Below are 15,159 nucleotides of genomic sequence, written 5' to 3'. Positions count from 1 at the left end.
GGGGGGGGCCTTTCTGGTTCTGGTTACTTACTCGGGTTTACGGATTAGCCATGAACAATCCGACGGTTCCAGTAACCATGCCGCCGAAAACGGCAGCATCGTCGGCTGAAACCGGAGTTCCGTGGTTACCGGAGGTGTAGGTCGTAATGTTGGTGAGTCCGAGTGTCAACGGCTTGGTGCCCGCGAGCGGAGCATTAAAGCTATCGACCGTTACTGGAACGTCTTGACCGTTGACCTCTGTTGTGAAGACGCCCTCGAGTGCGGGAACGCCCCATTCAGCGGCATCTGCGGCATTCGGTATGACGGTATCACCCTCTACTTCCGAGAGCAGAACCGGCGTGCCAAAGTCCGCCAGGTTATCAACGAAGTTGATGGGATCTGCGGTATCGATAGTGGCCTGGAATACATTGAGGTAGGTTTCCAGGCTCGCGTCACCTTGCGCCAGGCCAGCAGCTTGCTGGAGACCAAGCAGAATGCGCGGTGCGAATGTCGGAGAGTTCTCCAGTAGTCGAGTGATGCCGCCACCCGGGGTCAGCATGCTCGCGGCATTGATGTCGTTAGACGATGCACCGGGGTTGAGGGCTGCTGACTGGTTAGCATTAACGGCTGCCACGAAGGGCGTTCCAGTAATGGTACCCAGAGAATGGCCCACAAAGTAGACAGGTGTTGTATCGTCAATCGTCACATTTGTGCCGCCAGTGGGCAGGACCAGCCCAGACACGCTTTCCCGCAAGTTCATTTGGTCGACGGCGCTCTGGCGGCCGTTGTCCCTGGTGGTCAGGAAGCTGGTCAGGTTGATGTACAGGCTGCCGGAATCTCCAATGCCGTTATCAAAATCAATGGCACCTGGCACGCCAGGCTGCTCGGCATAAAAGCCAAAGTGGCGCTCGTTGCCAATCTGTGGTGCGAGTCCGGGTATTGTACTGCCGGCATTGGCAACGGTATTTTCGATTGAAACGAGCCCTGCCATAGCTGTGGCAGCTTCGGCACCACAAGCGCCGCCCAGGACTTCTTCCACGGTCGAAACGGAACAGCCGCCATCAATCAATTGCTGCAAGAACCCGAGAGAAAGCTGCCCATTTATCAGTGCAGTCCTGTTGGTGTCGTTAACCTCAAGACCTGCGCCTGTCAGCAGCTGATCCGCCAGAGCTTCTTGCTCTTCTGCGGTGAAGGCTGCTACACCGTGCAATGGCTGATCTACTGCAATCACCGCGTATCCGTTAGCTGCAAGGGCAGTACCGAATGTCAGTGCAGCGCTTCGGTCAGTGGTAATTCCGTGTTGGTAGAGCACGACACCTTGTAATGTGCTTCCATCAGTGGGATAGAGTGCCAGCATCGGTACCTCCACCGTTGCCTGCTCTTTCGGGAAGGGGAATACATAGTTCACTGCTGTGGAAACGGAAGGGTCCGCCTGGGGAATGGCCAGCCCAATGCTCTCAAAAGCGGTATTAAGCTGCGTCGCCAGTTCGTCATCCGCTACCCAGGATTTCGTGACAAGGTCTGCGCCACTGGTGCCCAGGTAGTAGGGGAGGCTCACAGTACCCTGCGCGGCAGTTACATCAGTGCTTGCCGCGCCGAAGGCATCAAGGATACCGCTCGTGACTGCGGATACAAACGGCACTGGCGCAACCGATGCTGGATCTACCGTAATGTCTGCAGCAGTGCGGTCAGACTGGTCAGGCAGCAGCGGGCTGAAGCTGGTTGCTAAAGCAACCCCGGCACACGTCACCGCGATTTCGCCTGTTGTCCCTTCACACGGAGCTCCCGACCCAAACAGTGTCGGCAACTTGCTGGCGATCAGTTCACCATCGGATGCAGGAATATTCGGGAAATTGGTAAATGCTCCGTCCACTACGGGCACAACTTCCTCGTATGATGAGGCTCCGCCCTCAAGGGCGCTGCCTGCTGCTGAAACCTTAACAAATGTTTCTATCTGATCAGAGAACCAGGCAGCAGGCTCAGCAATATACTGCAGCACTTTCTCATCGTTCGAAGTGGTGAAGCTGTAACTCACCGCGATATTGTCATCTGTGATCCCAAGTGCCGCACCAGCAATCGGTTCCCACAGGCTGTTAATCAGTGTGCGAACTGGAGCCAAACCATCGTTGCCAAGCGGCTGCTCTTCATCGGTCAGGTTGCTGTAGCTGGGAGAGGCGATGATGTTTTCGCCATTGATGTCGGTAATGTCCTTGGTAACCACTGCCACGTAACGCTTACGTGGGTTCAGCGGTTGCAGGGGAAGGATGCGAATGGCTGAAGTGCCATCAAGGGTTTCAACATCAGCACGAGCGGGCGCTGGGCCAACTACCGTAGGTGGCTCGCCAATGCTGAGGCCTTGCAGCGGATCGCCACTGGCATATTCAAGCTCGAGCAGGAAGACCGTCTCGCCGTAAACCACAGTGCCTGGATCAATCTGTCCATTAAACTGGATCACAGCCGGAGCAACCGTAGAGGCCCCGCTCAGTTCATTCAATGCTGTGGTAACGGGCGGCGAGCTGTCGTTTACACCAAAGGTTCCGTCACCTTGCTCAGAGTCGAATATCAGATCGTTCGGGATGGGTAGCTGGCTCAGCAGTGGGTTAAAAACCGGCCAGGTTTTCCCGTCGATGGCGGGGTTATTGATCTTATATTCCGGATTTGCATTCTTCCCCGAGCTGGCGCTATCAAAGCAGCCTGTCAGACCAAGGGAAGACGCCACGGCAAGACTTATTAGTGTTTTCTTGAACATGGGTGTGGAACCTTTTCCTGTTGTTGTGTCGTTGTTCTGTTTTTCTGTAACTCTGACTATAGCGACAGTATGGCAACAGTTGATCAGCCAAAAGTGTGATTCTGGCGTTATCAGATCTCCCCGCACGGGAGGTCTTTTGCCTGCTATGAAAAATAGTTGGCGGGGAGGGGTTTGTCGAGTTTGCTCCGGTGGTCAGTCGAACTTTGAAAAGTCCGGCTTTCGCTTCTCCATAAAGGCCTTGAAGGCTTCGGCTGCTTCTCTGGATTTGAGGCGTTCGCCGAACAGTTGTCCCTCCGCCAGCATAGTCTCTTTCAGTTGCTCCAGGGTGGGACGGTTGAGCAGTTCCTTGGTGGCCCGGATTGCAGCCGGCGCCTGGGCGGCCAGTTTGTGGCAGCTTTCCAGGGCAGTGGCCTCAGTCGCTTCCGGCTTGCAGACCTGGTTGATGATGCCCAGGCGGTGGGCATCGTCAGCAGTAAAGGCGCCGCCCAGCATTAATAACTCCGCAGCACGGACACGGCCAATCCACGAAGGTAGAAGCAGGCTTGAACCGCCCTCCGGACACAACCCCAGGTTGGCAAAGGGCATCTGGAAGCGGGTGTTGTTGCCGGCGAATACCATGTCGCAGTGCAACAGCATGGTGGTGCCGATGCCAACCGCAGGACCATTTACAGCCCCAACGACAGGTTTGGTGGCGGTGGCCAGAAGGAACAGGAAGCGGCCCACCGGGGTTTCCTCGAATGAGCCTGGCAGCCCCTGCGCGAAGTCGCTCAGATCGTTGCCGGCGGTAAAGCAGTCATCACTGCCGGTAAATAGGACGCAACGGATGTCCGCATCGGCGTGGGCATCTTCAAGGGCGTCACCCAGGGCGGTGTACATGGCGTGGGTGAGGGCGTTTTTCCGGTCCAGACGGTTAATGCGTACTGTTAACACCTGGTTGTTTTTTTCGGTGAGGACGAGTTCAGTCACGGTGTCTCCTGCTGTTGTTCTTGATTTATTCGTTAGGATGGTAACTTCTTTTTGTGGTTTTTTTCACGCGTTTTTGTCGGGAGAGGTTCTGAGAATCCTGGGCTTCTTCATCGGTGGCATGCCGCGCTTTGATCATTTTCTGGTAAACTCCCGCTTCCGAATTTTGTCATCGATAAACCAAACTGATGAGACGCCTATGACCACCGTAATTCGCCAGGACGACCTGATTGAGAGCGTAGCGGACGCGCTGCAGTTCATTTCCTACTACCACCCGAAAGATTTTATTCAGGCTGTGTACGAGGCCTATCAGAAAGAAGAGTCCCAGGCGGCGAAAGATGCCATGGCGCAGATCCTGATCAACTCCCGCATGTGCGCGCAGGGCAAGCGGCCGATCTGTCAGGATACCGGCATCGTGACGGTGTTTGTAAATATCGGTATGGATGTCCAGTGGGATGCGGACATGGCGCTGGACGATATTATCAATGAAGGCGTGCGCCGCGCTTACACTCATCCGGATAACGTCTTGCGGGCCTCTGTACTGGCCGATCCGGACGGCAAGCGCGCCAACACCAAGGACAACACTCCGGCGGTGATTCATTACAAGATGGTTCCGGGCAATACCGTGGACGTCCACGTGGCCGCCAAGGGCGGTGGTTCCGAAGCCAAATCCAAGTTTGCGATGCTCAACCCGTCCGATTCTGTGGTGGACTGGGTCCTGAAAATGGTGCCGCAGATGGGGGCTGGCTGGTGTCCGCCGGGCATGCTGGGCATCGGTATCGGTGGCACCGCCGAGAAGGCGATGGAGCTGGCAAAAGAGTCCCTGCTGGACCCGATCGATATTCACGATCTTCAGGCCCGTGGCGCGTCCAACCGCTCCGAGGAACTGCGTCTGGAGCTGTTCGACAAGGTGAATGAGCTGGGTATCGGGGCTCAGGGCCTTGGCGGTCTGACCACGGTTCTGGATGTGAAGGTAAAGGATTACCCGACCCACGCAGCCAACAAGCCGGTGGCAATCATTCCGAACTGCGCGGCGACCCGCCATGCTCACTTTGTGCTGGATGGCTCCGGCCCGTCCCTGCAAACCCCGCCGAGCCTGGAAGACTGGCCGGAGATCACCTGGGAAGTGGGTGACAGCGTGCGCCGCGTGAACCTGGATACAGTGACGCCGGAAGACGTTAAAGACTGGAAGCCGGGCGAAACCGTGCTGCTGTCCGGCAAGATGCTGACCGGCCGTGACGCGGCACACAAGAAGATGGTGGATATGATCGAGCGCGGCGAAGAGCTGCCAGTGGATCTGAAAGGCCGCTTCATCTATTACGTCGGTCCGGTGGACCCGGTTCGCGAAGAAGTGGTTGGCCCAGCGGGTCCCACGACGGCGACCCGTATGGACAAGTTCACCCGCACCATGCTGGAAAAAACCGGTCTGACCGGCATGATCGGCAAGGCCGAGCGTGGTCAGGTGGCCATTGATGCCATCCGCGAATTTGGCGCCGTGTACCTGATGGCCGTGGGTGGCTCTGCCTACCTGGTGTCCAAAGCCATCAAAAAGGCTGAAGTGGTAGCCTTCGAGGAACTGGGTATGGAAGCCATCTATGAGTTTGAGGTGGAAGACATGCCGGTTACGGTAGCGGTAGATTCCAAAGGTTCCTCCGTCCACCAGACCGGTCCGGTCGAGTGGCACGAGAAGATCATCGCTGCCAAGGCTGTCTGAACGCTGGCTCCCTGTTCCTGATCCCGGTCGGGATCAGGACGAGCAACTGATGTTCAGGTGCTTCCCCCAGTCAGGGGGAAGCGCCGCATACCCTTCGAATTCTGGCTGTTCATCGAACGGCTTTTCCAATACCTTCAGTAATTCCTTCATCGGCTCGTAGTCGCCATTTTGTGCTTCCTGAATTATCTGCTGGGCAAGGTAGTTCCGCAGGATATATTTGGGGTTCACCTTGCGCATGGCAAATTCGCGGGCATCATGGGCGCGGCATTCGGTCTCCAGGCGTTGCTGGTAGCGCTCAAGCCATTGGTCCGCCACGCTTCGATCCACAAACAGATCGCGGATTGGTGCGGTGCCATTGGTGGTCAGGTTGGACAGCCCACGGAAGAATCGGGTGTAGTCCACGTGATGTTCGTTGAGCATGTTGAAGGTGTCCATAATCAGCGGCAGGTCCGACCGATCCTCCTGCACCAGCCCGAGTTTGTCCCTCATGTTCTGCAGGAAGCGTTCGTTGTAGGCGATTTCGTAACGCTTCAGGCCGCGGCGGACGCTGTCTTCATCCATGACCGGCAGTAACGCATTGGCCAGGTACTGGCAGTTTACAAAGCCGACTTCCGGTTGGCGGTTGTAGGCATAACGGCCGCCCTGATCGGTGTGATTACAGATATAACCCGCATCGAAATCGTCCAGGAACGCGTAGGGGCCGTAATCGAAAGTATCGCCAATGATGGACATGTTATCGCTGTTCATGACGCCATGGCAGAAGCCAACCGCCTGCCAGTCGGCGATCAGTCGAGCGGTGCGTTCAATGACCTCCTCAAACCATCTTGCGTAGCGCTCGCTGTCTGCCAACCCGATCAAATGCGGAAAGTGCAGGGCAAGGACATGATTCATCAAAGTTTTCAGCGTGTCTTTGCCTTCGTGGTGAGCAGCAAACTCGAAATGGCCGAAACGGATGTGGGTTTCGGCAACGCGGACCAGCGCGGCGGCGGTCTCGATGGATTCGCGAGGTACCGGGTCACGGGCGCTGACCATGAACAGGGCACGGGTCGTGGGAATGCCCAGACCGTGCATGGCTTCACTGCAGAGATATTCGCGGATGGTGGAACGTAACACCGCGCGGCCATCCCCAAAGCGGGAATAAGGGGTCATGCCGGCGCCCTTCAGGTGCCAGTCCCAGCGCCGTCCGTCCGGCCCGATGGTTTCCCACAGGAGCAGGCCCCGGCCATCGCCCAGATCCGGATTGTACATGCCGAACTGGTGGCCGGTGTACTTCATGGCCACCGGATCCATGCTTTCGAGTAATTCGGTACCGGCGCCTACGCCGGTCCAATCTTCCGGCTGGTCGGTGTGAAACCCCATCTGATTCGCCAACGCGTGGTTGAAGCACACCATGCGGGCGTCTTTAAGCGGTGTGGGTTGAACCCGGGTGTAGAAGCTGTCTGGCAGCTCCAGATATCGATGTTCCACCCGAAAACCGTTGTTGCTCATAGGACGCCTATACTCTTATTTGGTACAAAACATGCTAAATCATGTAGATGTAAACACAATGTTCCAAGGACCCCGAACCGTGGCTGATCAACAACGCCTGAAGAACCTGCAGCCCCTGATGGATCAGGAATCCCTTCCTCCATCCTACGTGAGGACGGTGGAACAGACCATTGTGCCGCTGGCTGAGCACGTACAGGTTCTGGCCAGGGCGAAAAAACGGCCGGTCCTCATTGGCATCCATGGTGCACAGGGCACAGGAAAATCAACCCTTACCCTGTTCCTGAAAGAGATCCTCCACGATGTGTTTGACTGCCGAACGGCCAGCTTCTCCCTGGATGATATCTACCTCACCAGAGCAGAGCGTGAGCACCTGGCTGAAACCGTTCACCCGTTGCTGGTGACCCGAGGTGTCCCCGGTACCCATGATATCGCGCTTGGCCAGAAAGTGATTGACCAGCTGATGAAGGCGGGCGCGAGTGACCACACGCCCGTGCCGACCTTTGATAAATCCATGGATGACCGATCTCCCAGGGCGCTGTGGCCCGAGTTCGAGGGGCGGCCGGATGTTGTGTTGGTGGAAGGATGGTGCGTCGCAGCGAACCCGGCAAAAGATGCCGCTGAACTGGCTGCTCCGGTTAATTCGCTGGAGCGCGAAGAGGATTTGCAGGGCATCTGGCGCCAGTACGTTGATGATTGCCTTAAGGGCGCTTACCAGGCGTTCTTTGATCAGCTGGATTCCCTGATCATGCTCCAGGCACCTTCCATGGACTGTGTTCTGGAGTGGCGCACACTGCAGGAGCACAAGCTTGCCCAGCGTCAGGGTGGTGCACCAACAGGGGGCAGCAGCCCCGGGCCCCTTAGAATCATGACCGATGACCAGGTCGCCCGATTCATTATGCATTATGAGCGCATAACCCGCCGGTGCCTGGCGGAGTTGCCATCGCGGGCGGATGTCGTGATTGAGGTGGCGGAAGACCACAGTCTGGGCCTGCCCAGGTTCCGGAAAGCTGAGGGAGACATGTCATGACCAGGCCCCGCCTGTTGGTGTTCACAGACCTGGACGGCACGCTCCTGAATCACGACACCTATCGTTGGCAAGCGGCGAAACCGGCTCTGGAGCGGCTGCAGCGGGCGAATATCCCGGTCGTCCTCAACTCCAGTAAAACGGCCTCGGAAATTCGCGATATCAGAGCCACGTTGAACAATCACTACCCGTTTATTGTCGAAAATGGTGCAGCGGTCGTCATTCCGGCGAACTGTTTTGGGCCAAGGGCCGAGCAGGTGGTGAATTTTGGGGCGTCCCGTGAGCAGGTGCTATCCGTATTGGGCGGGTTGCGCTCCGAGGGCTACAGATTTCGGGGCTTTGCGGACATGTCAGTGGAGGAGCTGGGGCGCGTGACCGGCCTGTCGGCAACCTCAGCCGAACTGGCAAAAGACAGGCAGGGAACGGAGCCTTTGCTGTGGGAAGGTTCGGCTGAGGAGTTAGCGACGTTTACCGAAAAACTGGCCGCCGAAAAACTGCGCATTGTGCAGGGAGGGCGCTTCTTCCACGTGATGGGAGACTTTGACAAAGCCGATGGGGTCCGTTTCTTGCTGGGTAAATATCGGGAGCACTATGGTCAGGAGTCCCTGGTGACTGTCGCGCTGGGGGACAGCCCCAATGATCAGAGGATGCTGGAGTCGGTCAATATTCCGGTCATCATCCGCGGTGTCCAGTCAGATATGGTGCAGCTCACCTCCGACCGGCATGCCATGCGCTCCCTCAAGCCCGGCCCTGAAGGCTGGAACGAATGCGTACTCAATATCCTCTTTGAGTACGGTTACTGAAGAAGAGGAATACAGCCATGGGCGATTTTTACCAGAACGGTATCGTCACCACCCTTCATAATCTGACCCGCCGCCCGTTGGAGGATCTGGAACAGGAACTGATGAATTTCCGCAAGGCGCGGCCCATGTCACTGGTGTTGCCCTCGCTTTTCTCGGAGTTGGAAGGGCCCGCACTCAAGCATATTGTCAGTGAGCTGGCCAAGGTGCCTTACCTGGAACAGATTGTCATTGGGCTGGATCGGGCAACGGAAGAGCAGTATCGCTACGCACTGGAGTATTTTTCGGAGCTGCCGCAGAACGTCAAGGTGCTCTGGAATGATGGCCCCCGGCTACGTGCCATTGATCTCAAACTCCGGGAACAGAACCTGGCGCCTACGGAAATGGGCAAGGGGCGTAACGTCTGGTACTGCTTTGGTTACGTGTTGGCTTCCGGTCTCAGCAAGTCCGTTGCCCTGCACGATTGCGATATTCTGACTTACTCACGGGAGTTGGTGGCTCGCCTGATCTACCCGGTCGCCAACCCGGCCTTCAATTACATGTTCTGCAAGGGGTATTACGCCCGGGTTGCGGACAGCAAAATGAACGGCCGCGTCAGTCGCCTGCTGGTCACGCCGCTGATCCGGGCGCTGAAGAAAGTCTGTGGCCCCAACGATTTCCTGGATTACCTGGACAGTTACCGTTACCCACTGGCAGGGGAGTTCTCGTTCCGTACAGACGTCATCAACGACCTGCGGATCCCCAGTGACTGGGGCCTGGAGGTAGGCGTACTGTCGGAAATGAAGCGCAACTACGCGACTAACCGATTGTGCCAGGTGGATATTGCCGACACATACGACCACAAGCACCAGGAGCTGTCGCCGGAGGACGCCAGTGGCGGGCTGTCCAAGATGAGTACAGACATTTCCAAGGCATTGTTCCGCAAGCTGGCCACCAACGGCGAAATATTCTCCAATGAGAAGTTCCGCACCATCAAGGCGACTTACTTCCGGATTGCGCTGGATTTTGTCGAGACGTACCAGAACGACGCCATCATCAATGGCCTGACCTTTGATCGCCACAAGGAAGAAAAAGCCGTCGAGCTGTTTGCCCAGAATGTGATGCGCGCCGGGGCCTATTTCCTCGATAATCCTATGGATACTCCGTTCATTCCGAGTTGGAACCGGGTAACCAGTGCGATTCCGGATATCAAAGCGCAACTGATGGAAGCGGTGGATCTGGATAACGAGGAGTTCCGCCCATGAAAGAACCACTGAAATCCAAACTGGCGGGAATGCTGGAGGTTGTCTATCCCTATCTCGACAGTGGGTTTCTGGCGGAAAAACTGCTCAAGGCCATGGGGCTCGCTCCGAATCAGGAGCCTCCGCCGGCGCACCAGAACAACTGGGACGAGTCGGACATCGTTCTGATTACCTATGCGGACACCATCCGACGGGCGGATGAAAAGCCGCTGGTAACGCTTCATGAATTTCTGAACGATTGCCTCGCGGATACCGTTTCAGCCGTCCATATCCTTCCGTTCTTCCCTTACAGCTCCGATGACGGCTTTTCCGTCATGGACTATCTGGCGGTCAACGAATCCCATGGCACCTGGGAGGACATTGAACGCATCGCCGGGGACTTCAAGCTGATGGCGGATCTGGTGATCAACCATATGTCCGCTCGTAGCCGCTGGTTCGAGAACTTTCGCAAACGCTTAGATCCAGGCAAGGATTACTTCTTCGAGGCCAGCCTGACGGATGACCTGGGTGCCGTGGTGCGTCCACGGACGTCACCACTGCTGAACCCGGTAATGACAGAGGATGGTGAACGCTACGTCTGGTGCACGTTCAGTGAGGACCAGGTGGACCTGAACTTTGCCAATCCGGACGTGTTGATGGAGTTCGTGTCGATCATTCGCAAATATCTGGAGCGTGGCGTGGTCATGTTCCGGCTCGACGCCGTGGCCTTCTTGTGGAAAGAGCCGGGGACGCCTTCCATCCACCTGCAGCAGACCCACGAACTGATCAAGATTCTGAGGCTGCTGATTGAACATCACACCCCGCGGGCAGTGGTGATCACCGAAACCAATGTGCCTAACCGGGAGAACCTGACCTACTTCGGTAACGCCAACGAAGCGCACGCGATTTACAACTTTTCCCTGCCGCCGCTGCTGATTCATACCCTGGTAACCGGGAATTGCCGGCATCTGAAAACCTGGTTGATGAGCATGCCCCCGGCCCAACTCGGCACCACCTACCTGAACTTCATTGCCTCCCATGACGGTGTGGGTTTACGTCCCACCGACGGCCTGCTGACCGAGGACGAGAAGCAGGGGCTGATCAATGCCATGGAGTCCTTCGGCGGCAAGGTTTCGTATCGACGTACGGAAGACGGTCGCGACCAGCCCTATGAGATCAATATTGCGCTGTACGATGCGCTCAAGGGAACCGTCAAAGGCGGGGCGGATCACTGGCAACGACAGCGTTTCATCTGCGCCCATACGGTAATGCTGGCGCTGGAGGGTATCCCGGCCTTCTATATTCACAGTTTGCTGGCCACAGAAAACGATTATGAGCGGGCAGAGCACACCGGCCGTCTGCGTTCCATCAATCGGGGGCAGTGGAAGCTGGAGTCGATCGAAAGTGAGTTGGCCAACCCGTTGAGCCATCACAGCAAGGTGTTCACGGAGCTCAAGCGCCTGATTTCCATTCGCCGTCGTCAGCCGGCGTTTCATCCCAATGCCACACAGTTCACGCTCCACCTTGGCCTGCAGTTGTTCGGCTTCTGGCGCCAGAGCATGCGGCGGGACCAGTCCATTTTCTGCATTCACAATATCAGTGACGAGGTTCAGAAAATCGCCCTCAGTGACATTAACCTGATTGGTACCGACCAGTGGGTGGATCTGATTTCCGGGCTGCGGGTGGATGACCTGAGCGGTTCCATTACACTGAAGCCCTACCAGAGCGTCTGGCTGTCGAACCGGGAGTAGGGCAGAATGCCCTCATGCCCAAGCAACCGCTATCGCCGTCAAAACCACGAGTGCTTCTGTTGTCAGCATACGATGCCGGCAGCCACAAGCGCTGGCGGGAACAACTCGTTGCCAGCCAGCCGGCTTTCGAATGGCACGTGCTAGCCTTGCCGCCCCGGTTCTTCCGCTGGCGGATTCGCGGGAACGCGCTGACCTGGCTTCAGGAGCCCGCGCTTCGGGAACACTGGGATCTGCTGTTAGTGACATCCATGGTGGATCTGGCGTCCATTCGAGGGTTTCACCCCCATCTTGCTGGCATCCCGGCTGTGCTTTACATGCATGAGAACCAGTTTGCCTATCCGGATTCGGGCAAGCAGCACGCCAGTGTCGATCCCCAGATGGTTAACCTGTACAGCGCGATTGCCGCTGACCACGTGGTATTCAACAGCCAGTGGAACCGGGACAGCTTTCTCGCTGGAGCCGACGAGTTTCTCAACAAGTTACCTGACGGCGTACCCGAAGGAGTGATTCGTCAGATCCGGGACAAGTCCAGCGTCGTTCCTGTGCCGATAGAGGACTATCTGTTCCGTGAACGACCCACTCCCCATAACTTTGCCTGCCCACATTTGTTGTGGAATCACCGCTGGGAATACGACAAAGGCCCGGACCGGTTGTTGCGCCTGCTAAACCGGTTGGTGGATATGGGGCAGGATTTCCGCGTCAGTGTAGTGGGGGAGCAGTTCCGGAATCAGCCCCGGGTGTTTGATGAGATAAAGCTCCGTCACGACAGTCGCCTCGTGCACTGGGGCTATATGGAAAGTCGTGAAGCATACGACAGGCTGTTGCAGGATGCCGACGTGGTGGTGTCGACCGCCTTGCATGATTTCCAGGGGCTGTCGATGCTGGAGGCCATGGCGTCTGGCTGCCTGGCTTTGGCGCCGGATCGCCTGGCGTACCCCGAATACGTTCCCTCCGCTCACCTTTACACCAGTATGATTGACGATCCGGTACAGGAAGCTCTGTGTGCAGCTGACACGTTAATGTCGCTGCTTGAGCAAAAACCGGATGCGAAGCCTCCACATGAATGGCGCCTTACAGAATTGAAACGCAGTTATCGCCACGCCATGTATGTCACCAATGGCAGTGACGCGGTATGCTCAATGAGTCAAGAATGAATCACCGGAGCGTGCGAATATGATGAAGGCGATCAAAGTTGTCGGCGATGCTCTGAACTGGGAGGCCTGTGATGCTCCCACGGAGCTGCCAGAGGGTCATGTCTGCATTGACGTGAAGTGGACCGCTATCAATCGTGCTGACCTGATGCAGAGGGCAGGCGTTTATCCGCCGCCTCCGGGCGCCTCGGAAATTCTGGGGCTGGAAGTAAGCGGGACCATCACCGATGTTGGTGAGGGTGTGAGTGGCTTCATGCCGGGAGACGAAGTCTGCGCGCTGCTGACTGGTGGTGGGTACGCCACCAAAGTGATCGTGCCGGCGGTGCAGGTATTACCGATTCCGGAGGGGTTGTCTCTCAGGCAGGCTGCGGCGGTGCCAGAAGTATTTGCGACAGCCTGGTTGAACCTATATCGGGAGGCGGAATTACAACCCGGTGAAAGAGTCCTCCTTCACGCGGCCGCCAGTGGCCTGGGTACGGCCGTTATACAACTGGCAACGGCGTTTGGTAATCCGGTGTTTGCCACGGCGGGTGATAATGAAAAACTGGCTGTTTGTCAGAATCTCGGAGCCACCGGTATCTGGAACCGAACCAACGGTTCGTTCGTGGATGCGGTCCGGAAATGGGGTGGCATCGATATGGTACTGGACCCGGTGGGCGGCAGTTACATTGGCGATAATCAGAAAGTGTTGAACGCGGATGGTCGAATTGTTCTGATTGGCCTGATGGGCGGGAGGTCCGCCGAGGTGGATCTTGGCTTGATGCTGGTGAAACGTCATCGCCTGATCGGGTCGACCCTGCGGTCACGTCCAGTAGCGGTCAAAGGGGAGGTCATGCAGGCCCTTTATCGACACGTCTGGCCATTGCTGAGTTCCGGGCAGATTGAGCCGATTATTGATTGTGAATGGCCGATTGAAGAGGCTGCCGAAGCCATGGCCTACGTGGCCGCCAATAAGAATACCGGCAAAGTGCTGTTGAGCGTTAATGGCTGAGTGAATGTAGGTCGGATTAGCGTAAGCGTAATCCGACAACCAACCGCGATCCATTGTCGGGTTACGCTCCGCTAACCCGACCTACGCACGTCAGATCAGTCCGCAACACGAACCAGCTGTTTCCCGAAGTTCTGCCCCTTCAACATACCCTTGAACGTGTCAACGGCATTATCCAGCCCTTCTGCAATGGTCTCGCGATACTTCAGCTCGCCGTTGGCGATGCGACCTGCGAGAATGCCGGTGATTTCCTGATGCTTGTCCTGCCACTCGGTGACCAGGAAAAAGCGGTGCTCGGGTACCGGATCCAATGCTTTCAGAACGTGGAAAGGCGTCTCGACCGACGCCATGTCACTGGCATTGTAGGCAGACACATAACCGCAGATGGGCACGCGAGCCCCCGGGTTCAGTAACGGCGCAACCGCGCGGGTCACGGCGCCGCCAACGTTCTCGAAGTAGATGTCGATGCCGTCAGGGCAGGCGGCTTTCAGATCTTCTTCAAGGTTACCTGCCTTGTAATCGACACAGGCATCAAAGCCCAGCTCTTCAACCACGAAACCGCATTTGTCCGGCCCGCCGGCTACGCCCACCACACGGCAGCCTTCCTTCTTCGCCGTTTGGCCAACCACGGTGCCGACAGGCCCGGAAGCGGCCGACACCACCACGGTTTCACCGGCCTTGGGTTTGCCTACGTACATCAGGCCGCAGTAGCCGGTACGGCCGGGCATGCCCGCCACGCCCAGATACGTCTGCAGGGGCACATTGTCTTTCTGGTTGATTTTGTAAACCATCGGCGCATCCGCGGGGAAGGTTACATACTCCTGCCATCCGGAATAACAGGTGACCAGGTCGCCGACCTTGAGCGTGTCTGAGCGGGATTCCACGATCCGGGCGACGCTCTCACCAACGATCGCCTCATCAATGGCAATGGGGTCCATGTACCCCTTGGCATCGTTCATACGCGGGCGCATGTAAGGGTCCAGTGACAGCCACAGGACCTGGGCCACAACCTCTCCCTCGTTGGGTGGCCGGACAGGGCGTTCTTCCATAATAAGATCGCCATCCTGAATTTCGCCCTGGGGACGCTGTTTGAGCACGATTGCATGATTCTTGTAGTCGTTCACTGACGTTATCCGGTTGTATAATGAAACCAGATTAGGGTGCAGCAGAATAGGTTTGGGGTCAACCTCTCAACTCGGGATGTCCCGGGGTTACATTCGCCAGCCCGATCGTTATAATCGGGCCCACTCAGGACGAGTAATGAACGTACGACTTTATCTTCAAGGACCGAAGACATGCCCCAGGCAAGCGGACTGCAGTTCACCGCCACCA

At 56.9% G+C, this 15,159-nt stretch carries 11 protein-coding genes; 7 read left to right on the top strand and 4 right to left on the bottom strand.

The features are described from left to right. Positions 1-37: 37 nt before the first annotated feature. Positions 38-2,728 carry a hypothetical protein gene (locus MARLIPOL_RS12160; protein ID WP_012138446.1) on the bottom strand — a complete coding sequence of 897 codons (2,691 nt, stop codon included), beginning with the start codon at positions 2,726-2,728 and terminating at the stop codon, positions 38-40. Between the two features lie 192 nt (positions 2,729-2,920). Then, positions 2,921-3,694, bottom strand: a complete 774-nt coding sequence (locus tag MARLIPOL_RS12155; RefSeq protein ID WP_012138445.1) for an enoyl-CoA hydratase — start codon at positions 3,692-3,694, stop codon at positions 2,921-2,923. 196 nt (positions 3,695-3,890) lie between these two features. On the opposite strand from MARLIPOL_RS12155, the gene MARLIPOL_RS12150 reads away from it, so the two are divergent. Beyond that, positions 3,891-5,405, top strand: a complete 1,515-nt coding sequence (locus MARLIPOL_RS12150; protein WP_012138444.1) for a fumarate hydratase — start codon at positions 3,891-3,893, stop codon at positions 5,403-5,405. Between the two features lie 33 nt (positions 5,406-5,438). On the opposite strand, the gene MARLIPOL_RS12145 is transcribed toward MARLIPOL_RS12150, so the two are convergent. Then, positions 5,439-6,893 carry a protein adenylyltransferase SelO gene (locus MARLIPOL_RS12145; RefSeq protein ID WP_012138443.1) on the bottom strand — a complete coding sequence of 485 codons (1,455 nt, stop codon included), beginning with the start codon at positions 6,891-6,893 and terminating at the stop codon, positions 5,439-5,441. Positions 6,894-6,972: 79 nt separating this feature from the next. Here MARLIPOL_RS12145 and MARLIPOL_RS12140 point away from each other — a divergent pair, with 79 nt between their 5' ends. Genes MARLIPOL_RS12140 through MARLIPOL_RS12115 form a run of 6 tightly spaced genes read left to right on the top strand, consistent with a single transcriptional unit; the run spans position 6,973 to position 13,830 of the window. After that, on the top strand, positions 6,973-7,920 hold the full coding sequence (locus MARLIPOL_RS12140) for a hypothetical protein (protein ID WP_012138441.1): 948 nt from the start codon (positions 6,973-6,975) through the stop codon (positions 7,918-7,920). Then, complete coding sequence (locus MARLIPOL_RS12135; RefSeq protein ID WP_012138440.1) at positions 7,917-8,720, top strand: HAD-IIB family hydrolase; 804 nt, start codon at positions 7,917-7,919, stop codon at positions 8,718-8,720. The genes MARLIPOL_RS12140 and MARLIPOL_RS12135 overlap by 4 nt, the downstream gene beginning before the upstream one ends. 17 nt (positions 8,721-8,737) lie before the next feature. Beyond that, positions 8,738-9,961, top strand: coding sequence for a glycosyltransferase family protein (locus MARLIPOL_RS12130; protein ID WP_012138438.1), 1,224 nt, complete (start codon positions 8,738-8,740; stop codon positions 9,959-9,961). Beyond that, positions 9,958-11,688 carry a sugar phosphorylase gene (locus MARLIPOL_RS12125; RefSeq protein WP_012138437.1) on the top strand — a complete coding sequence of 577 codons (1,731 nt, stop codon included), beginning with the start codon at positions 9,958-9,960 and terminating at the stop codon, positions 11,686-11,688. Before MARLIPOL_RS12130 ends, MARLIPOL_RS12125 begins: the two co-directional genes overlap by 4 nt. Positions 11,689-11,702: 14 nt before the next feature. Next, on the top strand, positions 11,703-12,842 hold the full coding sequence (locus MARLIPOL_RS12120) for a tRNA-queuosine alpha-mannosyltransferase domain-containing protein (protein ID WP_036191607.1): 1,140 nt from the start codon (positions 11,703-11,705) through the stop codon (positions 12,840-12,842). Positions 12,843-12,864: 22 nt separating this feature from the next. Continuing rightward, positions 12,865-13,830, top strand: a complete 966-nt coding sequence (locus MARLIPOL_RS12115) for an NAD(P)H-quinone oxidoreductase (protein WP_036191738.1) — start codon at positions 12,865-12,867, stop codon at positions 13,828-13,830. A 95-nt stretch (positions 13,831-13,925) separates the two neighbouring features. Here the strand turns inward: MARLIPOL_RS12115 and MARLIPOL_RS12110 are convergent, their stop codons facing one another. Continuing rightward, the gene (locus tag MARLIPOL_RS12110) at positions 13,926-14,951 is read right to left on the bottom strand and encodes an NADP-dependent oxidoreductase (protein WP_012138433.1); all 1,026 of its coding nucleotides are present in this window, start codon (positions 14,949-14,951) and stop codon (positions 13,926-13,928) included. Positions 14,952-15,159 lie beyond the last annotated feature (208 nt).

Origin of the sequence: Marinobacter lipolyticus SM19, assembly GCF_000397065.2 — a bacterium.
Classification (GTDB): domain Bacteria; phylum Pseudomonadota; class Gammaproteobacteria; order Pseudomonadales; family Oleiphilaceae; genus Marinobacter; species Marinobacter lipolyticus.
This window is presented reverse-complemented; position numbering and strand designations above follow the sequence as displayed.